This is a genomic window from Amycolatopsis sp. WAC 04197 (genome assembly GCF_003947475.1).
Taxonomy (GTDB): Bacteria; Actinomycetota; Actinomycetes; order Mycobacteriales; family Pseudonocardiaceae; genus Amycolatopsis; species Amycolatopsis japonica.
In genome coordinates, this window is record NZ_QHJK01000001.1 from 1,230,263 (window position 1) to 1,252,136 (window position 21,874).

The 21,874-nt window shown below is 67.6% G+C and carries 24 protein-coding genes; 17 read left to right on the top strand and 7 right to left on the bottom strand.

The annotated features are described in order from the left end of the window. The first annotated feature begins 58 nt into the window (after positions 1-58). The 6 genes from DMC64_RS06235 (at position 59) to DMC64_RS06260 (ending at position 5,991) form a co-directional block, all read left to right on the top strand. On the top strand, positions 59-574 hold the full coding sequence (locus DMC64_RS06235) for a general stress protein (RefSeq protein ID WP_037332126.1): 516 nt from the start codon (positions 59-61) through the stop codon (positions 572-574). Positions 575-799: 225 nt separating this feature from the next. After that, on the top strand, positions 800-2,122 hold the full coding sequence (locus tag DMC64_RS06240) for an ABC transporter substrate-binding protein (RefSeq protein WP_125732562.1): 1,323 nt from the start codon (positions 800-802) through the stop codon (positions 2,120-2,122). After that, on the top strand, positions 2,119-3,069 hold the full coding sequence (locus DMC64_RS06245; RefSeq protein ID WP_125732564.1) for a carbohydrate ABC transporter permease: 951 nt from the start codon (positions 2,119-2,121) through the stop codon (positions 3,067-3,069). Before DMC64_RS06240 ends, DMC64_RS06245 begins: the two co-directional genes overlap by 4 nt. Next, on the top strand, positions 3,069-3,911 hold the full coding sequence (locus DMC64_RS06250) for a carbohydrate ABC transporter permease (protein ID WP_038519055.1): 843 nt from the start codon (positions 3,069-3,071) through the stop codon (positions 3,909-3,911). Before DMC64_RS06245 ends, DMC64_RS06250 begins: the two co-directional genes overlap by 1 nt. A gap of 3 nt (positions 3,912-3,914) precedes the next feature. After that, entirely contained in the window at positions 3,915-5,093 is a 1,179-nt protein-coding gene (locus DMC64_RS06255) for an ABC transporter ATP-binding protein (protein WP_125732566.1), read from the top strand. 136 nt (positions 5,094-5,229) lie between these two features. Then, entirely contained in the window at positions 5,230-5,991 is a 762-nt protein-coding gene (locus tag DMC64_RS06260; protein WP_125732568.1) for an NPP1 family protein, read from the top strand. A gap of 7 nt (positions 5,992-5,998) precedes the next feature. Here DMC64_RS06260 and DMC64_RS06265 read toward each other — a convergent pair whose 3' ends face one another. Continuing rightward, a complete protein-coding gene (locus DMC64_RS06265) occupies positions 5,999-6,199 on the bottom strand; it encodes a PspC domain-containing protein (protein WP_063774594.1) in 201 nt (66 codons plus the stop codon). 199 nt (positions 6,200-6,398) lie between these two features. Here DMC64_RS06265 and DMC64_RS06270 point away from each other — a divergent pair, with 199 nt between their 5' ends. Next, a complete protein-coding gene (locus DMC64_RS06270; protein WP_125732570.1) occupies positions 6,399-7,322 on the top strand; it encodes a hypothetical protein in 924 nt (307 codons plus the stop codon). A gap of 67 nt (positions 7,323-7,389) precedes the next feature. Here DMC64_RS06270 and DMC64_RS06275 read toward each other — a convergent pair whose 3' ends face one another. Then, positions 7,390-8,070 (bottom strand): TetR/AcrR family transcriptional regulator, encoded by a 681-nt coding sequence (locus tag DMC64_RS06275; RefSeq protein ID WP_125732572.1) that lies wholly within the window; start codon positions 8,068-8,070, stop codon positions 7,390-7,392. 122 nt (positions 8,071-8,192) lie between these two features. On the opposite strand from DMC64_RS06275, the gene DMC64_RS06280 reads away from it, so the two are divergent. After that, positions 8,193-9,716, top strand: coding sequence for an MFS transporter (locus DMC64_RS06280; RefSeq protein WP_125732574.1), 1,524 nt, complete (start codon positions 8,193-8,195; stop codon positions 9,714-9,716). 78 nt (positions 9,717-9,794) lie between these two features. Here DMC64_RS06280 and DMC64_RS06285 read toward each other — a convergent pair whose 3' ends face one another. The 3 genes from DMC64_RS06285 to corA all read right to left on the bottom strand — a co-directional run bounded on the left by DMC64_RS06285 (position 9,795) and on the right by corA (position 12,545). After that, on the bottom strand, positions 9,795-10,634 hold the full coding sequence (locus DMC64_RS06285) for a ParB N-terminal domain-containing protein (RefSeq protein WP_037332111.1): 840 nt from the start codon (positions 10,632-10,634) through the stop codon (positions 9,795-9,797). Further along, the gene (locus DMC64_RS06290) at positions 10,631-11,278 is read right to left on the bottom strand and encodes a metallophosphoesterase (protein ID WP_037332110.1); all 648 of its coding nucleotides are present in this window, start codon (positions 11,276-11,278) and stop codon (positions 10,631-10,633) included. Before DMC64_RS06290 ends, DMC64_RS06285 begins: the two co-directional genes overlap by 4 nt. A gap of 178 nt (positions 11,279-11,456) precedes the next feature. Next, a complete protein-coding gene (gene corA / locus DMC64_RS06295) occupies positions 11,457-12,545 on the bottom strand; it encodes a magnesium/cobalt transporter CorA (protein WP_037332108.1) in 1,089 nt (362 codons plus the stop codon). Positions 12,546-12,795: 250 nt separating this feature from the next. On the opposite strand from corA, the gene DMC64_RS06300 reads away from it, so the two are divergent. Together DMC64_RS06300 and DMC64_RS06305 are read left to right on the top strand one after the other, a co-directional pair. Further along, a complete protein-coding gene (locus DMC64_RS06300) occupies positions 12,796-13,374 on the top strand; it encodes a MaoC family dehydratase (protein WP_225949972.1) in 579 nt (192 codons plus the stop codon). A gap of 33 nt (positions 13,375-13,407) precedes the next feature. Then, positions 13,408-14,511 (top strand): DUF2332 domain-containing protein, encoded by a 1,104-nt coding sequence (locus DMC64_RS06305; protein ID WP_037332105.1) that lies wholly within the window; start codon positions 13,408-13,410, stop codon positions 14,509-14,511. A 611-nt stretch (positions 14,512-15,122) separates the two neighbouring features. Here the strand turns inward: DMC64_RS06305 and DMC64_RS06310 are convergent. Further along, complete coding sequence (locus DMC64_RS06310) at positions 15,123-15,536, bottom strand: NUDIX hydrolase (protein ID WP_125732576.1); 414 nt, start codon at positions 15,534-15,536, stop codon at positions 15,123-15,125. Positions 15,537-15,722: 186 nt separating this feature from the next. On the opposite strand from DMC64_RS06310, the gene DMC64_RS06315 reads away from it, so the two are divergent. The 7 genes from DMC64_RS06315 (at position 15,723) to DMC64_RS06345 (ending at position 20,423) form a co-directional block, all read left to right on the top strand. Continuing rightward, positions 15,723-15,884 (top strand): hypothetical protein, encoded by a 162-nt coding sequence (locus DMC64_RS06315; RefSeq protein ID WP_005167589.1) that lies wholly within the window; start codon positions 15,723-15,725, stop codon positions 15,882-15,884. A 24-nt stretch (positions 15,885-15,908) separates the two neighbouring features. Beyond that, positions 15,909-16,469 carry a PH domain-containing protein gene (locus DMC64_RS06320; protein WP_016331479.1) on the top strand — a complete coding sequence of 187 codons (561 nt, stop codon included), beginning with the start codon at positions 15,909-15,911 and terminating at the stop codon, positions 16,467-16,469. 51 nt (positions 16,470-16,520) lie between these two features. Beyond that, complete coding sequence (locus DMC64_RS06325; protein WP_125732578.1) at positions 16,521-17,384, top strand: PHP domain-containing protein; 864 nt, start codon at positions 16,521-16,523, stop codon at positions 17,382-17,384. Then, positions 17,381-18,010: a MarC family protein gene (locus DMC64_RS06330; RefSeq protein WP_016331481.1), complete on the top strand. Its 630-nt coding sequence runs from the start codon at positions 17,381-17,383 to the stop codon at positions 18,008-18,010. Before DMC64_RS06325 ends, DMC64_RS06330 begins: the two co-directional genes overlap by 4 nt. 415 nt (positions 18,011-18,425) lie before the next feature. Next, entirely contained in the window at positions 18,426-19,286 is an 861-nt protein-coding gene (locus DMC64_RS06335) for a PD-(D/E)XK nuclease family protein (RefSeq protein WP_037332100.1), read from the top strand. A gap of 34 nt (positions 19,287-19,320) precedes the next feature. Beyond that, positions 19,321-19,659 carry a hypothetical protein gene (locus tag DMC64_RS06340; protein ID WP_037332099.1) on the top strand — a complete coding sequence of 113 codons (339 nt, stop codon included), beginning with the start codon at positions 19,321-19,323 and terminating at the stop codon, positions 19,657-19,659. Positions 19,660-19,778: 119 nt separating this feature from the next. Beyond that, entirely contained in the window at positions 19,779-20,423 is a 645-nt protein-coding gene (locus tag DMC64_RS06345; protein ID WP_125732580.1) for a hypothetical protein, read from the top strand. Positions 20,424-20,464: 41 nt separating this feature from the next. On the opposite strand, the gene DMC64_RS06350 is transcribed toward DMC64_RS06345, so the two are convergent. Beyond that, positions 20,465-21,859 carry a hypothetical protein gene (locus DMC64_RS06350; RefSeq protein ID WP_125732582.1) on the bottom strand — a complete coding sequence of 465 codons (1,395 nt, stop codon included), beginning with the start codon at positions 21,857-21,859 and terminating at the stop codon, positions 20,465-20,467. Positions 21,860-21,874 lie beyond the last annotated feature (15 nt).

Genomic DNA, 21,874 nt, shown 5'->3' on the forward strand with positions numbered 1-21,874 from the left:
GTTCGCGCCTTTCGCCCGTCCTTGAGAAGATGGACCAGGACGGGCGAGAGGTGATTACGTGAGTGCTCCCTTTGGCGGAGGCGGCCGGGCCGCGGGTGGGCTGCCCAGGCTGCCGACACCGCCTTCCGGCTGGCCGATCGGTTCCTACGCGACGTACGGCGAAGCCCAGCAAGCCGTCGGCTTCCTCGCGGAGAAGGAGTTCGGGGTCGCCGACGTGACCATCGTCGGTGTCGACCTGATGCTCGTCGAGCGCGTCGTCGGCAGGCTGAGCTGGGGCCGGGTGCTGGGCACCGGCGCGGTGTCCGGCGCGTGGTTCGGCCTGATCATCGGGCTGCTGCTGGGCATGTTCAACAACCAGGGGTTCGCTTGGCAGCCCATGATCGGCGGGCTCGTGCTCGGCATCCTGGCGTGGACGGTCTTCGCCGCGATCAGTTACAGCATGTCCCGCCGCGACTTCTCCTCCGCGAGCCAGCTGGTCGCCGGCCGGTACGACGTGCTCTGCCAGCCGCGTTCGGCCGAACAGGGCCGTGAGCTCCTGGCCCAGCTGGCGTTGGGCGGCCGCCCCGCCGGATGACATTCGGCGGTACTCGTTCACCTGTTCGTCGTGCGGTCCGCTGAATCGTTACCGATACTGCTTGCGGGCGGTGATCGCCCGGAATAGGTTGCACAACACCAGTCGGGCGGTCATGTACTCCAGCGTGTCCGCCCGAGCACTAGCACGTCGGGGTGCTGGCGCGCGGGCTTCTTCAACGCGTCCTAGTGCCGCCGTTCCCCAGGCGTGCGCGGGTGAGGAGGCCTCATGGGGAAGAGGATGAGCGCGAGCCGGAGGGGCCGCTCACCAGGCCGCACCGGCTCGCTACTCGGCGCGACAGCGCTGACGGTCGGGCTGCTGGCGGGCTGCGGTTCGGACGCCGGACTGAAGATCAACGTCTACTACGCGCCCGAAGACAATTTCCAGTCCGTTGTGGACGATTGCACGAAGGCCTCGGGCGGGCGGTACGAGGTCGTCTACAACAAGCTTCCGCGACCGGCCGACGGCCAGCGGGAGCAGATGGTGCGCCGCCTGGCCGCCGGGGACGAGTCGCTCGACGTACTGGGGCTGGACGTCACTTGGGTCTCGGAGTTCGCCGAGGCGGGCTGGGTCGACGAATGGACGGGCGAGGCGAAGGCCGAGGCGACCGAGGGTGTCCTGCCGGGACCGCTCGAAACCGCCACGTGGAACGGAAAACTCTACGCGGCGACCAAGAACACCAACGTCCAGCTGCTCTGGTACGACGACCGGTTGACGCCGACACCGCCGAAGACCTGGGACGAGATGATCGACCAGGCGAAGGCGCTCAAGGCGCAGGGCAAACCGGCGAACGTCGTGTTCACCGGCGCGCAGTACGAGGGCCTCGTCGTCATCTACAACACGCTCGTCGAGTCCGCGGGCGGCAAGATCCTGTCCGACGACGGCAAGTCGGTCGTGATGGACGCCGGCGCGGTCAAGGCGCTGGAGATGCTCAAGAAGGTCACCACGGCCGGGATCACCGACCCGTCGCTGACCAACTCGAAGGAGGACGAGGTCCGCCAGTCCTTCCAGCGCGGCAACGCCGCCTTCGAATTGAACTGGCCGTTCGTCTACGCCTCCTACGCCAAGGAGAAGAAGGACGAGCTGAAGCACTTCAAGTGGACCACCTATCCGCGGCTCGAAGCGGGGAAGCCCGCCAAGACCACGATCGGTGGCTACAACCTGGCGGTCAGTTCGACCTCGAAGCACAAGGCCGAGGCCTACGAGGTCGCGCTGTGCCTGCGCAGCGCGAAGAACCAGAAGTTCTCCGCGCTCAAGGACGGCGTCCCGCCGACGATCGAATCGCTCTACACCGACACGCTGCCGCTCGACGCGACGGCGCCGCAGAGCGACGACAACCCGAGTATGGAAACGAAGTACCCGATGCGGGAGACGATCCTGGACGCGCTCAAGGACGCGGCGGTCCGTCCGCTGACCCCGGCGTACCAGAACGCTTCGACAGTGTTGTCGAAGGTGCTTTCCCCGCCTTCTGAAATCGATCCGCAGAAGACGGCGGAGAAGCTGAAGGAACAGCTCGCCGACGCGCTCCAGTCGAAGGGAGTGATCCCGTGACCGTGCAGGAGACCGCCGGTTCGGCGACCGCGAGCAAACCGGGCAAGAAGGCGAAACCGGTTCTCAGCGAAGGAAAGAAGGCCGAGCGCAGGCTCGGGCTGTGGCTGTGCGCCCCGGCGGCGATCGTGATGATCGCGGTCACCGGGTACCCGATCATCTACTCGATCTGGCTCTCCCTGCAGCGCTACGACCTCAGGTTCCCGGCGCAGCAGGAGTTCGTCGGCCTCGACAACTACATTTCGGTGCTGTCCAACGGTTACTGGTGGACGGCGTTCGGGACGACGATGGGGTTGACCATCGTTTCGGTGGCGATCGAGTTCGTGCTGGGCATGGGCCTGGCGCTGATCATGCACCGGACGCTCGTCGGCCGGGGCCTCGTGCGGACGGTCGCCCTGATCCCGTACGGCATCGTGACCGTGGTCGCCGCGTTCTCCTGGTATTACGCCTGGACGCCGGACACGGGCTATCTGGCCAACCTGTTCTTCCCGGACAGCGCGCCGCTGACCGAATACTGGCCTTCGCTGGCGATCATCGTGCTGGCCGAGGTGTGGAAGACGACGCCGTTCATGGCGCTGCTGCTGATGGCGGGGCTGGCGCTGGTGCCGGACGACCTGCTGAAGGCCGCGTCGATGGACGGTGCGACGGCGTGGCAGCGGTTCACGAAGGTGATGCTGCCGGTGATGAAACCGGCGATCCTGGTGGCGCTGCTGTTCCGCACCCTGGACGCGTTCCGCATCTTCGACAACATCTTCGTGCTCACCAACGGGGCACAGGACACGTCGTCGGTGTCGATGCAGACCTACAACAACCTGGTCAAGGGGTTGAACCTCGGGATCGGGTCGACGATGGCGGTGCTGATCTTCCTCACGGTGGCGATCATCGCGTTCATCTTCATCAAGGTGTTCGGCACGGCCGCACCCGGTAGTGACAATGGGGGTAAGCGCTGATGGCCATCGGTGGAGCGGTCACTCCCGGCCGCAAGTTCAAATGGGGCCTGGTCGACCTCCTGGTCCTGGTGTTCGCGCTGTTCCCGGTGCTCTGGGTGGTCTCGCTTTCGTTCAAGACCAAGGAGACCTTGGACGACGGGAACTTCATCCCGTCGGAATGGACGTGGCAGAACTACGCGGACATCTTCGAGACCACGGAGTTCATCAGGGCACTGGTGAACTCGATCGGCATCGCGATCATCGCGACGGTGATCGCGGTCGTCCTCGGCACGATGGCGGCGTACGCGATCGCGCGGCTGGACTTCCCCGGCAAGCAGGTGCTGGTCGGGATGTCGTTGCTGATCGCGATGTTCCCGCAGGTCTCGCTGGTGACGCCGCTGTTCAACATCGAACGTGAGCTGGGGTTGTTCGACACCTGGCCGGGGCTGATCCTGCCCTACATCACGTTCGCGCTGCCGCTGTCGATCTACACGCTTTCCGCGTTCTTCCGGGAAATCCCGTGGGAGCTGGAAAAGGCGGCGAAGATGGACGGCGCGACCCCGGCGCAGGCGTTCCGGAAGGTGATCGCACCGCTGGCGGCGCCGGGCGTGTTCACCACCGCGATCCTGGTGTTCATCTTCTGCTGGAACGACTTCCTGTTCGCGATCTCGCTGACCTCGACCGAGGCCTCGCGCACGGTCCCGGCGGCGTTGTCGTTCTTCACCGGGTCCTCGCAGTTCGAAGACCCGACCGGGACGATCTCTGCGGCCGCCGTGGTGATCACCGTCCCGATCATCCTGTTCGTGTTGTTCTTCCAGCGTCGCATCGTGGCGGGGCTGACGTCCGGTGCGGTGAAGGGCTGACCCATGGCTGAAATCGTTCTCGAAAAAGTGTCCAAGAAGTACCCCGACGGCGCCCTCGCGGTGTCCGAAGTGGACATCACGATCGCCGACGGTGAGTTCATCATCCTGGTCGGCCCGTCCGGCTGTGGCAAGTCCACGACGCTGAACATGGTCGCGGGCCTGGAGGACATCTCGTCGGGCGAACTGCGCATCGACGGCCAGCGCGTCAACGAGAAGGCGCCGAAGGACCGCGACATCGCGATGGTGTTCCAGTCCTACGCGCTGTACCCGCATATGAGCGTGCGGGAGAACATGGCGTTCCCCTTGCGGCTGGCCAAGGTCGACGACCGGACGGTGCGGGCCAAGGTCGAGGAGGCGGCGCAGATCCTCGATCTGACCGGCCATCTCGACCGCAAGCCGGCGAACCTGTCCGGTGGGCAGCGGCAGCGCGTCGCGATGGGGCGCGCGATCGTCCGCAACCCCAAGGCGTTCCTGATGGACGAGCCACTGTCCAACTTGGATGCGAAGCTCCGCGGCCAGATGCGGACCTCGGTGTCGAAGATCCAGAAACAACTCGGCACGACGACGCTCTACGTCACGCACGACCAGACCGAGGCGATGACCCTCGGCGACCGGGTCGTCGTGCTCCGGGCGGGCCACGTGCAGCAGATCGGATCGCCGCAGTTCCTCTACGACAACCCGGCGAACCTGTTCGTGGCCGGCTTCATCGGCAGCCCGTCGATGAACTTCGTGCCCGCGACGCTGGAGAACGGGACCGCCCGCAGCGCGCTGGGCGACATCCCGCTCACCGACCGGGTGCGGCAACTGGTGGAAGCCGCCGACGCGCCGCGTGAGGTCATCGTCGGCATCCGGCCGGAGCATTTCGAGGACGCCGCGCTGGTGGACGCCAACGCCCGTCAGGGTGCGACGTTCACCGCCCACGTCGACGTCCTCGAGTCGATGGGGTCGGAGAAGTTCGCGCACTTCTCGGTCGAAGGTGCGGCCGCGTCGTCGTCCGACCTCGCGGATCTCGCCGCCGACAGCGGATCCTCGGACGTTCCGGGTGCCGAGTCGCAGATCGTCGCCCGCCTCTCGGCGGCGTCTTCCGCGGCGGAGAACCAGAACGTGGAGCTGTGGTTCGACGCGGACAAGATCAAGTTGTTCGATGGGGCCAGCGGCAAGAACCTGACCTACACCGACTAGTCCTGTAGCGCGTGAAGGCCCCCTTCCCTCGGCTCAGCCGCGGGAAGGGGGCCTTCAAGCGCTTCCCCACCTTCGGCGGTTTACGTCACCTGAGGTGATCGGGAATCCTCCGGGTACCGAGAGAAGGGTGCCTGCCTTGCCGAAGAAGCTGACACGCCGTCTCCTGCAGGGTCTGGTCGGCGCGGTCCTGATCACCACGCTCGCCCCGGCCGTCGCCTGGGCCGAACCCCCACAGGCGCTGCCGTCGAACGCGACCGAGGCCGACCGCACCTGGCAGCCCGCGTTCGACTACGACACCGACGGCTGCTACCCGACGCCCGCGATCTCGCCCACCGGCGCGGTGGCGACCGGACTCAAGAACTCCGGAGCCCTCAACGGTCAGTGCCGGGACCGGTCCGACCTGGACAACACGAACTCCTACGCCCGATCGAAGTGCAACAACGGCTGGTGCGCCCACCTGTACGACCTGTACTTCGAAAAGGACCAAGCCGTCCCGCTCATCGACTGCTGCGGGCACCGGCACGACATCGAACACGTCGTCGTCTGGGTCAACGAGGGCCAGGCCCGGTACGTCTCGACGTCCGCGCACGGCAACTACTCGACTTACGACCGCTCGAAGGTCTCCTGGGAGGGGACGCACCCGAAGATCGTCTATCACAAGGACGGCGCGAGCACCCACTGCTTCCGCATCGCGAGCGCGACCGAGCCGCCGGAGAACCACTACAACGCCTGGCAGTACCCGGCTCTCGTCAGCTGGGACGGATTCCCGCCCGGTGTCCGCGACACGCTCGTCCGCGCCGACTTCGGCAGCGCGAGCCTGGCGATCAAGGACGGCTCGTTCGAGTACAACCTCGGCAAGGCCAAACCGGCGGGCATCCCCTTCGATCCCAACGCCTGAGGCCGGCTCAGTACTCGCTTTCGGGCAGGGCGAGCCACAGCACGAGATAGACGATGAACTGCGGACCGGGCAGCAGGCAGGACAGCACGGCGAGCAGGCGGACCTTGCCCGGCGTGGTGCCGAAACGTTTGGCGATCCCGGCGCAGACGCCGCCGATCATGCGGCCCTGGCGCGGTCGGGTCAAGCGGGCGGCTACGGGGTTCGTCACGGGTCTTCCCTCTCTGTCATCACTGTGTGTGAAACCCATTTTCGTCGAGTGGCGGCCCGCCCGCATCCCACCGCGGAACGAAACGCACCCCTAAGGGCGTGAAATCGAGGTAAAGCACCCACCTGGGAAAACGCGGCGAGCCCTGTGTTCTTCGCCCGTAGGGGGTGGTGTTCCCGGATCTTTTGACCATACTGCTCCGGTGCCCCCGAAGAGACTGAGCGCAGTACTCTGCGGCCTGTTCCTCGCCGCGGCCTGTGCCACACCCGAACCGGCGGCGCCTTCGCCGACCACGGCGGGCGACGAGGCCTTGACCGCTTCCGAGGCGCTCGGCGAATACTCGTCGCTCGATTACTGCAGCCTTGTCGACCAGCGGAAAGTGATCGGCGCCGGAAACGCGGTCAAACCGCCACTGTCCTCTTTCGAGTTCTGCCGCCTCGAATTCGTCGAGGGCGCCAATCGCTACACCGTGACCACCGGCCCGATCACTTCCGGGCAGGATCCGAACAATCAGCCCTACGAATACGCCGGGCCGCTGCCGGAAGGCCTCAGCGTCCAGCGGTCGACGTTCAACGAGGACACCGTCTGCACGCGGCTGCTCACCTTCGCCGACGGGATCCGGCTGTCCATCGCCGTCACCTCCGACGCCAAGGCGCCCGCCGACCAGGCCGGCCGTTGCCGGACCGCGGACGCGACGGTCGGCAGCGCGGCCGGGGTGATCTCGGCGCGCAAGGTCGGACGGCTGAACCTGGACCAGCGCTCGTGGGGTCGCGTCGCCCCGTGCGCGCTGCTCGATCAGCACGAGCTCGACGCCGCCGCCGGGGCGGAGACCAAGCCGGCACCGGCGCTGTCCGGGCACAGCTGCATCCGCGGCAAGGTCAGCTTCTCGCTGTCCGTCGGCGCGGACACCACGCCGGGCGCGACGGAGGCGCTGGGCGGACGGCAGGTCCAGGTCGCCACTTCCGGCGCGTTCTGCCAGGTGACCACGCACCGGCCGATCCCGGGCACCCCGGACCGCGTCGAGCAGGCGGCGCTTTCCGTGGTCGGTGTCGACGGTGCGGCGGAGGACGTCACCTGCGGGGCGGCACGGGAGGTCGCCGCCGCCGTGTTCCCCAAGCTCCCCTGACGCGTTTCGTCCTCTGGATGCGGTCCTTGCACGCGCAACTACCGCATTCAGAGGACGAAATGCGGGGTCAGGAGCGCAGCTTCGGCAGCCGGAAGGAACACATCACTTCGTCCAACGCCTCGAAGTCCAGCGGCGGATGCGGCAGCGGGGTCGCGCGGCCGGGTTCGGCGCGCAGGCCGTCCAGCAGCATCGCGAGGCACCGTCGCCACAGGTCCGGCTGGATACCGTGCGTGAACTCGATGACGGAGCCGATCATCTGGTGCAGGAGCGGCATGTCCGTCGGCACGAAATCGGCGCGGAGCACTCCGGCCGTTTGAGCCCGTTCGACGAGCTGTGTGATCAACGGCACCATGCGCGATTTCGCCTCGGCGACGCGCTCCTGGCCGAAGACGTTCGACAGCATGACTTCCCGTAACCCGCGGTCACCGGCGTGCAGTTCGGCCGCGCGCCAGGTGAAGTCCGCGAAGCCCTCCCACGGGTCTTCGGCGCGAAGCGCTTCTTCGGCGAACTCGCGGATCGTCTCGAACTGGTCGACGAACATCGCCTCGACCAGGTGTTCCTTGCTGGGAAAGCGGCGATAGACGGTGCCGACGCCGACGCCGGCGTGATGCGCGACGTCGTCGAGTGTCGCTTCGAGCCCGCGCTCGCCGAAGACATCGCGTGCCGCCGCGATGATGCGTTGCCGATTGAGTTCAGCGTCGCGCCGCAGCGGCCGCGCCGGTGCGGCGGGAGCGAGGTCCCGAGCCATTCGTCCAGCTTAACAAACGAAGTAGAGGACACTTCTCCACTTCTTGTGTACCTTGGGCGCGGAAAGGGGAGATACCTACTCCACATAGCTTCTTCGTCACTATCGGTGAGGAAACCGCCCGTATGTCTGACTCATCCACCGCTGTCGCCACGCCGCCGGGGGACGCGGCCGCGCAGCACACCAACCCGCACCACGCCAGGAGATGGCTGATCCTGGTGATGATCGGGCTCGCCCAGCTGATGGTGGTGCTCGACGCCACCGTCGTGAACATCGCGCTCCCGTCGGCGCAGCAGGACCTCGGATTCTCGAACGACGCCCGCCAATGGGTCGTCACCGCCTACGCGCTCGCGTTCGGCAGCCTGCTCCTGCTGGGCGGGCGGCTCGCGGACCTCTTCGGCCGCAAACGCGCGTTCCTCGTCGGGCTCGCCGGCTTCGCCATCGTCTCCGCGATCGGCGGCGCCGCGAGCAGTATCGAAATGCTGCTCGTCGCCCGTGCGGCACAGGGTGTCTTCGGCGCGCTTCTGGCTCCTGCGGCCCTTTCGCTGCTGACCACGACGTTCACCGATCCGAAGGAACGCGGCAAGGCGTTCGGTGTCTTCGGCGCCATCGGTGGTGGCGGCGCGGCGATCGGCCTGCTGCTCGGCGGCGTGCTGACCGAGTACCTCGACTGGCGCTGGTCGATGTACGTCAACATCATCTTCGCGGTGATCGCGTTCGCCGGTTCGTTCGTGCTGCTGAAGAACTCCGAGACCGAGGGCCCGCGCCCGAAGCTCGACATCCCCGGCACGATCACCGCGTCGGCCGGTCTCTTCGCGCTCGTCTACGGCTTCGCGAACGCCGAGCGCGACTCGTGGTCCTCGATCTCGGTGTGGGGTTTCCTCGCCGCCGGTGTCGTGCTGCTCGCCGCTTTCGTGGTGATCCAGCAGCGGGTCTCGCATCCGCTGCTGCCGCTGCGCGTGCTGCTCGACCGCGACCGCGGCGGCTCGTACCTCGCGATGTTCCTGCTCGCCATCGGGATGTTCTCGATCTTCCTGTTCCTCACCTTCTACATCCAGCTGAACCTCGGGTTCACACCGGTGCAGAGCGGTGTCGCGTTCCTGCCGATGGTGGCCACCCTGATGGCCAGCGCGACGTCGGCGACGGCAGTGTTGCTGCCGAAGTTCGGCGCGAAACCGTTGGTGTCATTGGGAATGCTTATCGCGGGGGCCGGGCTGTTCTGGCTCTCGGCCATCGACGTCACGAGCACGTACACCGGCGGGGTGCTGTTCCCGCTGATGGTCATGGGCGTCGGCATCGGCCTCGCGATGGCGCCCGCGATGAGCGTCGCGACCTTCGGCGTCGACACGCACGACGCCGGTGTCGCGTCGGCGGCGGTCAACACCGCGCAGCAGGTCGGCGGCTCGATCGGGACCGCGCTGCTGAGCACGCTGGCCGGTAACGCGGCGACGTCGTTCACGGCCGGGAAGGTGCCTTCGGCGCAGCTGGCGGCCGAAGCCGCGGTGCACAGCTACACGACCGCTTTCGTGTGGGGCGGGTGGATCTTCGTGATCGGTGCGGTGATCTGCGGGCTGCTGCTGCGGTCGGGTGCTCCGGCGAAGGCTCCCGAAGGCGCTTCGGAGGCTACGCCGGTCGCCGTGCACATGTAGCTCACCGGATGTCATGAAAGGGTCGTTCAGGACGTTTCTTGTCCTGAACGACCCTTTCATGACACTTGAAGTGGAGCGTCAGCGGGACTGTGACCGCACCGCCTCGAAGACCTCGTCGTCCCACCGGTGCGTCCGGATCAGCCGGTACCGTTCGCACGCCACCCACAGATACGCCTCGGCGTCCGTCCGCGCGCCGATCAGGTCCGCCTGCCGCAACATCGCCACCACCGGCACGAACTCCTCGTCGAACCACCGCTGCGCCAGCGTCGCCCGGTCCGAGTACGCCCCTTCGTCCTGCATCAGCCGGAAACCCCACGCCTCCACGTGCTCGCCGAGCCGCGCGTAGTCCCACGGATCGGTGAACACCACCGAAGCCCGCGCGTGCCCCGAAAGCGGGACCCGCTCCAGGAACAGCCGCCGGTAGTCCTTGACGATCAGGTCGCCGCGGTACCGGATCCCGCTCGGGTCCAGTTTGGTCCGCACCTCGGTGACCATCGCCTCTATTGTGGACAGTCGCATCGCGTGCGCCACCGAGACGCGGTGGTGCCCGTCGATGATGAAATGCAGTTCGCCCACGCGGTACACCTCGATCGGCGGGATCGATTCGCCGCGCCGGGTGGCGAGTGCCAGCCGTTCCCAGCGTTCGCGTACCCGCCCGGACGTCGGACGGAAACGGCGGTCGAAATCGCGGCCGCGGTCGACGCTGCCGACGATCGAGTCGAGCCGGATCACCCGCGCCCCGATCTTCCGCTCGCCGAGGTAGCCGAGCGCGTCGACCACCTCGTGGAACGGCAGCATGATGTTGACGTCGTCGGGTTCGCGGCGCAGCCAGTTCGCCAGGCGTGACAACACCTGACGTCGTCGCGCGCGCAGGAAGTCGTGTTCCGCGTCCGCACGGGGAAAACCGGTGTCCTTCATACGAACTCCATGATCCGGTGCCCGACCACGTTGCGTACCGTGGTCCCGCCGACCACCCGGTCCGGCACGGGTTCACCGTGCGGGTGGATATGCCCGTGCAGCAACCATTTCGGCCGCAGCAACTCGATCGTGCGATGGAGGCAGTCGAATCCGCGGTGCGGCGGATCCTCGCGGTCGCCGCAGTGCCGCGGTGGGGCGTGCGTGAGCAGGACGTCGACGTCCCGCCCGTCCCGCCAGCGGCGGAACCGGGCCCGGCGCACCAGTCGCCGGGCCCGCCGCGCCTGCTGGCGTTGCGTCCACTGGTTCGGGCCGTCGTTGTAGCGGACCGAGCCGCCGAGCCCGGCGAACCGGAGCCCGCCGACGTCGACGATCCGGCCGTCCGCGTTCACCCCGCCCGCCGGCCCGGGCCACACCGCGGGAAAACCGTCCTTCATGGACAGTCCGCCGTAGCGGGTGTAGCCGGACAGGTCGGGGTCGTGGTTCCCGGGGACGAACACGCACGGCACGTCGAGCGCGCCCGCGAGGAACTCGAGGTAGTCGTACGGCAGGTCGCCGGCGCCGATCACGAGGTCGGCCGGGTGGTTGCGGACGGCGGACGTCCACAGTCGCTCTTCGACCTCGTCCGCGACCACCAGCGCTTTCATGCGCTCCAGGGTAAGCCCGGCGGCGCTACTTCGTGCCGTGTGCGAACGCGGGGTCCTTGGCGATGATCGCGATCACGATGCCGAGCCAGACGACGCAGAAGGCCAGCGCCCAGAACTTGAGGTTGGTCAGGATCCTTGGCATGAGGGAACTCCAGAACTACCGAAAGGGGAAGAAAGGTCAGAGCCAGCGGTTCTTCCTGAATATTCGGTAGAGCAGGATGCAGACGCCGAAGATGACCGTCATCGCCACCGGATAGCCGAAGCGCCAATGCAGCTCGGGCATGTAGTCGAAGTTCATCCCGTAGATGCCGGCGAGCGCCGTCGGGACCGCGATGATCGCCGCCCACGCGGTGATCTTGCGCATGTCGGTGTTCTGCTGGAGCGTGATCTTCGCCAGCGTCGCGTCCACCAGGGTGGTCAGCAGCTCGTCGAAGTTCGAGACCCGCTCCGAAACGGTCGTCAAGTGGTCGGAGACGTCGCGGAAGTACGAGCGGACCTCGTCCGGGATCAGCCGCGTGTAGCCCTCGGCGAGCCGCTGCAGCGGGGTCCCCAACGGCATGACGGCGCGGCGCAGTTCGAGCACCTCGCGCTTCATGAAGTAGATCTGCTCGGCGCTCACCTTGGAGCGCGGCGCGAAGACGTGCGTCTCCATCTCGTCGATGTCCGACTCGATCGCCGTGGTGACGTCGAGGTAGTGGTCGACGACGTGGTCCGCGATCGCGTGCAGCACCGCGGACGGCCCGAGGTCGAGCCGCTCCGGATCCTGGTCGAGTTCGCGGCGCAGCCTCGCGAGCCCCGAGTGGTTCCCGTGCCGCACGGTGATCACGAAGTCGCGGCCGAGGAAGGCCATCAGTTCGCCGGTCTCGACGATCTCGTTCGCCGTCGCGGGCGACTCGTGCTCGACGTACCGGACGGTCTTCAGCACCATGAACAGCGTGTCGTCGTAGCGCTCCAGCTTGGGCCGCTGGTGCGCTTCGAGCGCGTCCTCGACGGCCAGCTCGTGCAGGCCGAAGGTGTCCGCGATGCCCTGGATCTGGACCGCGTCGGGCTCGTGCAGGCCGATCCAGACGAACCCGGCGTGCCGCTTGCGCACCTCTTTGATGGCCTCGGCGTGCGTCCAGCGGCCGGGCAGGCGCTTGCCCTCCACGTACACCGCGCAATCGACGACGTACGCCGAAAGGGGGACGGGCAGCGGGCGTTCGGGGACGCTCTTGGCGCGGCCGTTGCTCCGGCCGCGAAGGCCGCCGAGCGAGGGAATGGCAGGCATGGGATCTCCTGGGCAGACGTCGTGCGTTGAAGCGCGAAGACGACGGGCCAAGCGGTCGGGGGGCCGCTCGGCTAGGCCAGCGTTCCCGGTTTCGTCAGCCCTGCCAGGTGGGGATCCGGCGAGATGTGAAGGCGGAAACGCTGCGACTACTAGGAAGCGGACTATCGCCACTGGACATCGGGTTCCTCACCTCCTTCGGCTCGGCGGACGGTTACGCAGTGGTGTGGGTCGCGTTGACGACCCGACACCAATGGTCGAGGGTACTCCTCAACACGAAGGCCTGTCGTTCCAGGCTCACGCCGCGTTACTCGTGCAGGAGGAATGGGTGCAGTTCGGTCGCTATTACGAAGAGTTCGAGGTCGGTGCGGTCTACAAGCACTGGCCGGGCAAAACGGTCACCGAGTACGACGACCACCTGTTCTGCCTCATCACCATGAACCACCATCCGCTGCACCTCGACGCGCATTACGCCGAGGAGACCACCGACTTCGGCAAGAACGTCGTGGTCGGCAACTACATCTACTCGCTGCTGCTGGGGATGTCGGTTCCGGACGTGTCCGGCAAGGCGATCGCCAACCTCGAGGTCGAATCGCTGAAACACGTGAAGCCGACCTTCCACGGCGACACCATCTACGGCGAGACCGAGGTGCTGGACAAGACGCCGTCGAAATCGAAGGACGACCGTGGTGTCGTCTACGTCGAGACCCGCGGCTACAAGCAAGACGGCACGATCGTCTGTGTGTTCCGTCGCAAGGTGATGGTGCCGAAGCGGTCTTACGGTGACTCCAGGGGCGGTGAACAGCCCGGCCGTCCCGTGCCGCACGAATAATGGGTGTCACGAACGGGAAAAGGGAGCGCGTCGATGCCCATCGGGCTGGATGAGATCAAGGACCGCCTGCGGAAGTTCGCGACGGTCGAGGCGGCCGGTGTTTCGCCGCTGTACGAGCACCTCGCGGCGAAGGCGGCCGAGGACGACGACGTCGCCGGGCTGCTGACCGACGCCCGCGGCGGTGAAGCACGCGGAACGCTGCTCATGGCGACCGCGCACCGGCTCATCCAGGCCGACCCCATCCACCCGCTCTCGCGGTACTACCCGTCCGTCGGCGGTTTCGACGGCGTGGACTCGGAGACGTGGCCCTTGTTCCGCTCGTTCCTGCTGGAGCGGGCGGACAAGGCGCGCGCGATCATCTCGTCGCGGTACACGCAGACCAACGAGGTCCGCCGGGCCGCGCTGCTCTACCCCGCGGTGACGGCGGCGGCGAAGGAGGCGGGCGGCAAGATCGCGCTGCTCGAGGTCGGCTGCAGCGCGGGCCTGCTCCTCGGCCTGGACAAATACGCCTACCGCTACCAGTGCGACGGCGGCGAACAGCTCACCGCCGGGCCCGCGAAGACCGCCGTCGGCCTGCATTGCGCGCTGGACCTCGCGCCCGGCGCCGTCACGCCGAAGGTGCCGAAGAAGCTGACGATCACCGCCCGCGCAGGCCTCGACCGCGCCCCGGTGGACCTGGCCGACGAAGACGAACTCGCGTGGCTCGAAGCGTGTGTCTGGGCCGACCAGCCGGACCGGATCCGGCTCCTGCGCACGGCCGCGGCGGCACAGGGCAAGCAGCGGCCGGAACTGATCGCCGGCGACGCCGTCGACGATCTCGCCTCGGCGGCCGCCACACTGCCCGCCGACGCCCCGCTCGTCGTGCTGACCAGCCACGTGCTGGCGTACCTGGGGGAGCGGCGCGCCGACTTCCTCGAAGCGCTCCGGAAGCTCGCCGCGGACCGGCCGCTGTGGTGGGTCAGCGAGGAGTTCTACGCCGCCGCGCTGGAGCCGCTGGTGCCCGGCAGGGCCGATCTGGCCGAACCGGTGGACCAGGCCGTGCTCGGGCTCGTCCGGTGGGAGTCCGGCGTCCCGGACGTGCGGGCGCTGGCCAGGACGGCGCCGCACGGGCAGCGGATGACCTGGCTGCCCGTTTAGTCGTGCGCCGCACTCACGTGATTGAGGCCGGATCTCGCGTGCTCAGGGGCGGAACACGTGAGTGCGGTGTCCAAGCACGCGAGTTCCGTGCCTGATCACGCGAGTCACGCCCCTGATCACGCGAGTTCCGGCTTTGCTCACGCCGCGCCTTATGTGTCCAGTCCGTGAAGGCCTCCTTGAGGGACTCTGGGTCCCTCAAGGAGGCCTTCACGGATTTCGGGCCGGTAGGTACGTGTGATCCGATGGACGACACGACCGCGGCGAGCCCTTCGCCGCGAGTCGTCCGTCCAGACACGCGTGTCGTCCGTCGGATCACGTGTGTCGTCCATCCAGTCACGCAAGATCGTCAGTAGGTGCCCAAGACGCCGTTGGCGGCCAGCCCGAATGGCCACTCACGACCACCCTGGGCCGAACGGGTACTTCCGCGCGCCTGAGTGGACGTCACGCGTGATCAGACGGACGGCATGCGTGAGGGGGCGGTCGGCGCGAACCCGGCCGGAGCCCCGTCAGCGACTGATGGTCGTTAGCGTTTCCGCTCTTCGAAGGTGACGGGAAAGCATCGGCGAGGATAATTTTCACCTTGCGCACTGCTTTATCCCGCGTCTTTCGGGCTAACCGGTCGGCAGCACTCCCCAGTCGCGGAGAGTGACGAACAGGAGTTCGGCCAGCCGGCCGCCTTTGTCGAGTTCGATCAAGGTTTCGGCGTCGATCCACCGGGCGTCGGTGGCGTCGTCCCCGGCACGGAGAGTGCCGCCGGTGACCGTGCAGGCGTAGTCGTGGATGTCGTACGGGCCGCGGCGGACGTTGCCGACAGGTGTGCCCGGTATCACGTCGAGCCCGGTCTCTTCACGCATCTCGCGAATGACGGCCGCTTCGTCCGTTTCGCCTGGTTCGACGCGTCCGCCGGGGACCGACCACAGTCCACGTCCGGGTTCATTCGCGCGCCGGATCAGCAGAATCCGGCCGAGTTCGTCGTGGACGATGCCGCCGACACAGCGGACGGTGCTGTCCGAAACGGTGTTCATTCCCGAATGGTAGACGCGGGCTTCCTGACAATGGCTGTCCTGTACACGGAGAGTAGCCGTGCGGTACACTTCCCCCTGCCGGCTGACCCAAGCGCGGGACTTCTCTCCCGCGCCGGTGGAAGGTGCGGTACAAAATGAATGGTCAGTATCCGCAGTCAGTCACCGTAAGAGACAGGATTGATCGCTGTGAACGCGAAAAAGCTCCTCACTTTCGCAGGAATCGCGTTGGTGCTGTTCTTCGTGATCGCGCAGCCAGGTCAGGCCGCGGGCCTCGTGGGAAACATCATCGGCTTCCTGCGTGACTCGGCCGAATCGGTGATCACCTTCGTCAGCAACGTCTTCAGCTAGCGGAGGAGCGGATACTCTATCGGTATGTTCGCCCCACGCGATCCAGACGAGTATCTCCTCGACACCGAGCGGCGGGTCATCAGGATTCGCCGTCACTGGGCGGTGCTGCTGTGGGACACCTTCGAGGCGGTGGCCTTGCTGGCCATCTGCGTCCTGGTGTCCTACCTGCTGCCGCCCGCCGCGTGGGTCATCCAGAACATCCTCTGGTATGCCGCGTTGCTCGTCATCCTGCGCTTCGCGTACGTGGTGATGGAGTGGTGGGTCGAGCGACTGGTCGTCACGGACAAACGGTTCGTGATGACGACCGGCGTCTACACCACCAAGGTGCTGATGATGCCGATCACCAAGGTCACCGACCTCACCTACGAACGTTCGGCCTGGGGCCGGATGATGGGGTACGGGACCATGGTGGTCGAGTCCGCCGGTCAGATCCAGGCACTGAACCGCATCGACTACCTGCCGAAGCCGGAAGAGTTCTACGACACCATTTCCGAGCTCGTCTTCGGCGACAAGCAGAAGCAGGCCGAGCGCTTTTCGATGATCAAGGCGCAGCGTGCGGCCCGCGGCAAGAAGAAGGTCGGTTAGCGCAGGTCCCGGGGTCGCTGTGACCTGGCGCATCGTCGATACTGATCCGCGATGCGCATCGACCTGCACGCCCACTCCACCGCCTCCGACGGTACCGACAGCCCTGCCGGGCTGATCGCCGCCGCCGCGAAGGCGGGCCTCGACGTCGTCGCGATCACCGATCACGACACCACGGCCGGCTGGGCCCCGGCCGCCGAGGCACTTCCGCCGGGGCTCACCCTGGTGCCCGGCGCCGAGCTGTCCACCATCTCCATCGACCCGGTGACCGGGCGGCACATCAGCGTCCACCTGCTCGCGTATCTCTTCGACCCGGAGTCGGCGGCGGTCGTCGCCGAGCAGACCCGGCTTCGGTCGGAGCGGCGCTGGCGGTTGCGGGTGATGGCCGAACGGATGGCCGCCGACGGTCTCCCGGTGGATCCTGACGAGGTCATGTCGCTGCTTCCCGAGGACGGTTCCGCCGGACGTCCGCATCTCGCGCAGGCCTTGGTGCGTGCCGGTGTCGTCTCGTCGGTCAACGAAGCCTTCGCGAGCTATCTAGGCAACGGCAGCGGATACTTCGTGGCGCGGCAGGACACGCTCGTGGAGGACGCGATCGACATGATCGCGGAGGCGGGCGGAGTCACCGTCATCGCGCATCCCTTCGCTTACACGCGCGGGGCGACCATCAGCGTCGACGTGCTCGCAGGGCTGGCCGAGCACGGGCTCACCGGGGTCGAGGTCGACCACCCGAACCACGACGAGGAGACCCGCGTCCGGCTGCACGGGCTGGCAGGGGAGCTGGGGCTCGTGCGCACCGGGTCGAGCGACTACCACGGCACGAACAAGACCATCGACCTCGGCGACGAGACCACCGATCCGCTCGCGCTCGAAGAGCTCGTCGCGCGGTCCACCGGCTATCAGGTCGTGACCCGGTGACGATCACGGACTTCTTCGACGCACGCCTGTTCATGAGCGCGACGATCACGCTGATCGTCATCATGGACCCGCCCGGCACGGTGCCGGTGTTCCTCAGCCTGACCGGCCGCAAGTCGGTGGCGTTCCGCGCCAAGGCCGCGCGGCAAGCGGTGCTGGTGTCGTTGCTGGTGATCTCGTTGTTCGCCGTCGCGGGACAGGCGATCCTGTCCTACCTCGGCATCGGGATCCCGGCGCTGCAGGGCGCGGGCGGGCTGTTGCTGCTGCTCATCGCGCTGCAACTGTTGACCGGCAAGACCGGCGGCGAGGCCGAGGCTGCGGGCGACGACGTCAACGTCGCCCTCGTCCCGCTCGGGACGCCGCTACTCGCGGGCCCGGGCGCGATCGCCGCGACCATCGTCTTCGTGCGGCAGGCGGATGGCCACGTCGGCGCGTACGTGGCTCTCGCGCTTTCGATCGTGACGGTGCACTTCGTGCTGTACCTGTGCATGCGGTACTCGGGCGTGGTCATCCGGCTGATCAAGGAAAGCGGGATCACGCTGCTGGCGAAGATCGCCGGTCTGCTGCTGGCCGCGATCGCGGTCGAACTGGTGGCGAACTCGGTGAAGGGCTTCATCTCGGGCACGTGACGGCCGGGTGGTAGCAAAGGTCCCTTGCTGTCGCTCTGGCTTCGCAGGCGTGCCGTGAAGGCCTCCTTCACTACCTTGAGGGTAGGGAAGGAGGCCTTCACGGACTGCCGCTTAGGGTCCTTCACGGAGCCAGGCGCGAGCAAGGGGCCCTTCCGGTACCTGGCCCAGCGGTGCGGCGATAGCAAAGCTCCCTTGCTCCTCCCGCCTCGCGCTCCCGCCTGCCCGATGCAATGAAAGGCTCTTTCCTCGCAAATTTCGCAAGGAAAGAGCCTTTCATTGCACGCCCGACCCACCCGGCCCCCGTGCGGACCACCGCCCGGCCGCGGGTGGTAGCAAAGGTCCCTTGCTCCCTTCGGCGGGGATCCCCTCGAAAAGTGTCGGTGGGGGTGCGTAGCGTTGCGCGCGGGGTGATCCGATGGAGCAGATTGGTTTCGACTTCGGCGTCGAAGCGCCGCGCAAGCTGACGAAGGTCTCGCCCGCGCGCCTCGCGACGTTCGAAGATTGCCCGCGCCGCTACCGCATGTCGTATCTGGACCGGCCGTCCCCGGTACGCACCGGCGCGTGGGCGCACAGCACGCTGGGTGCGGTGGTGCACAACGCTTTGCGGGCGTTGTTCGACCTGCCGGTGGTCAAGCGCGTGCCGCAGCGGGCGATGGCGCTCGTCGCCGAGCACTGGAAGGACGCCGGGTTCGAAGACGCCGACCAGGCCGCCCGGTACCGCGCCAGGGCCAAGGCATGGGTCGCGGAGTACGTCGAGCACAACGACGTCAGCGTCGACCCGGTCGGGCTGGAGCGCTGGGTTTCGGCGCCGGTCACGCTCGAGCCGGGCAGCGGGCCCAGCCTCATCATCGAGGGCCGCGCCGACCGGATCGACCAGCGTGGCCGGGAATTGGTGATCATCGACTACAAGACCGGCCGCCGTGAGCCCGACGAGTACGAGGCACGCTCGTCGCAGGCCTTGGCGCTGTACGCGGTCGCGGCCGCCAGGACCCTGCGCACGCCGTGCTACCAGGTCGAGCTGCACCACGTGCCCACCGGCACCATCGCGGCCGCCGAGCACACCGAGCAGAGCCTCAAGCGGCATCTCCAACGCGCCGACGAGACCGCCGGGGACCTGCGGCTGGCAACGGATACCCTGGACGCCGGCGGCGACGAGGACGTGTTGTTCCCGGCGCGCCCGGGCCGCCGTTGCTCATGGTGCGACTTCCGGCCCAGTTGTGCGGCGGGCCAGGAGGCCGGTCCCGCGGCTCAGCCGTGGGAGTTGCTGGCGCCCTAGATTCTCGAAACCCGACGATTGGACAGGCGAGGACGTGTCGTCACCGGACACCGAAGAGCTCGCGACCACCCCACCGCCCGCGGACGAGCCCAAGACGCCCGAACGCGGCCGGTTCTGGCGCGGGCTGACCGGATCGCTCGCGGCCGGGATGGTCGTGCTCGCGGTGTGTGTCCTCGCCATCGCCGGGATCTGCCTGCTCACCGGGGCGCCGGGGCCGGGGACGCTGATGCTGATCGGGCATCCGGTCGCGGCGGTCCTCGCCTTGCTGGCACAGCGGGTCGCCGACACGCGTAATGGTCGCGTCGCGGGCTTCGCGGGTCTCGGTGTCGTGGTGAGCGTGACGGCCGCGCTGAGCCTGTTCTGGTGGAGCTGACCACGGCAGGAAAGTGCCAGTTCGACCGAAAACCCCTTCCTCCCCTGCGAAACTGTGGCTCACTGGGCATGTCGTGGAGAACACGCTGCCCCGCAGCGAGGACGAAGGGCACCGTTGAAATGACCTACCCACCCCAGCCAGGACAGCCCGACGGCCAAGGCGGGCAGCAGTACCCGGGACAGCAGTACCCAGGGCAGCAATACCAGCAGGGCGGTTACGACCAGAGTGGCGCGTATCCGCAACAGCAGCAGTACCCCGGCTACGGCCAGCAGCCCTACGGCCAGAACCAGCAGTACCCCCAGGGCTTCGGCGGGCCGCCCGCGCCGCCGAAGAACAACAAGACCGGCCTGATCGTCGGCATCGCCGCCGCGGCCGTGGTGGTGATCGTCCTGGGTATCACCGGATTCGTCGCCCCCGGGTTCTTCCTCGGCGACGACAAGGCCGACAAGGCGGCGGGCCCCGAGGGCACCGCGCAGGCGATCGTCGACGGTATCAACGCCCATGACAAGGCCGGCCTGACGGCGCTCAAGTGCAGCGACGCGGAACAGGATGTCGTCCAGTCCATCGAGCGCGTCAACGACGTTTCGAGCGCCACGCTCGACGGCGTCACGAAGGTCTCCGAAACCGAGTACACGGTGACAGTCACGGTGACCGTCGAAGGGCGAGCCCGGAGCGGTTCCGGCAAGCTCGCCTCCGAGGGCGGCAAGTGGTGCTGGAAGGAAATCGGACGGCTGCGGAGCAAGACCTCGACGACGACGCGATGACGGCGGGCCGGTAGCAAGGGACCTTTGCTACCACTCTCCGGTCACTTGAGGGCGACGACGGTGGGGCCGCGCTGCTCAAGCAGCACCGGCCCGACCGAGGAGAGCAGCACCGGGCCGGTGTAGCCGCGCCTGTCGACACCGACGGTCCGGATGGTGGCACCGGTGGTCTCGTCGAGTACGGCCAGCCCGCCCTGGATGGGCACGACCAGCTGTTCCCCGAAGGTCACGCCCGGACCGGTCGAGTTGTTCAGCGTCCAGCGCGGAGTGAGGTCGTCCCGCGAGAACGCCATGGTCTTCGAGCCGGTGAACCAGTAGACGCCCTGCGCGGTCCACGACGTCGTCATGACGCCGCCCACCGGATCCTGCGTGATCTCGGCTTCGGGCACGTCGAGCGGATACGCCGACTTCTGCAGGCCGTCACCGCTGTAGATGACCAGCAGTTTCTGTTCGGGCAGCACGATCAGCGCGAGATCGCCGGACATCGCGACGACCTTCGCGTTCTTCCCCGCGAGCACAGTGCTGTAGTCGACCTTCGGGTCGTCGGCCTCGTCGTTGGTCGCGCGGTAGACGGTGAAGCGGTCGGCCGGGTCGCCGGGGCAGCGCTCGATCACGCCGATCTTGCCCGCCGCGGCGGCCACCGTGCCGTAGGTGCAGCCCGTCCTCGGCTGCTTGTTCGGGTTCACGATGGCGGGGACCTGGCCGTACTCCATGCTCTTGACCAGATCGTCGCGCCAGGTGTTCAGCAGTTTCTTGCCGGTCGTGGTGACGTGCGATCCGTCGACGACCAGCCTCGTGCCGAGCTCCGCGTCGCCGTTGCGCTGCGCCGTGCGGCGCCCGGTGCCCGCGTCGAGCTGGGTGACCTCGCTGCAGCCGGTGTCCTTGCGGTACACCGCGTCCACCTTGATCCCGGCGAGGGCGACGGTGCACAGTTCCAGATCGCGTGAGTACCGCCAACGGACGTCGCCGGTGTACGGATCCCGGCCGAGTACTTCGCCCTTGTCGGCGGTGACGACGCTGTTGGCCTCGCCGATCGGGACGGGGGTCGATGCACTCGGCGCCTGCCACAGTTCGCTCAACGAGCCGGGAACCTGCGCCGGCGCGGGCGGGAGCCCTGGCGGCAGGGTGGTCGCGACCTGCGCGACCGTGGCCGCGTTGTCGCTGGTCACGCCGATGACGACGCCAGTGACCGCGACGACCACGACGATCGCCGCGGCGATCACGCGGTCCCGTTTGCGGTTCCACGGTGAGGGCCGGGCGCGTTTCCCGCCCAGCGGCGGCTCGGTGGCCACCGGCTGAGCGGGGTCGGCGTCCAGCACGTCCTCGGTGCCGATCGCGTTCTCGGCCGTCTCCGGCTCGCCGCCGTTCGACTGCTCGGGATCGGCGGGCACGGGCCGCGCCGGTTCGTTGTCCGGCGCGGCGTCCCAGCGTTCGCTCACGTGCCCCTAGCTCCC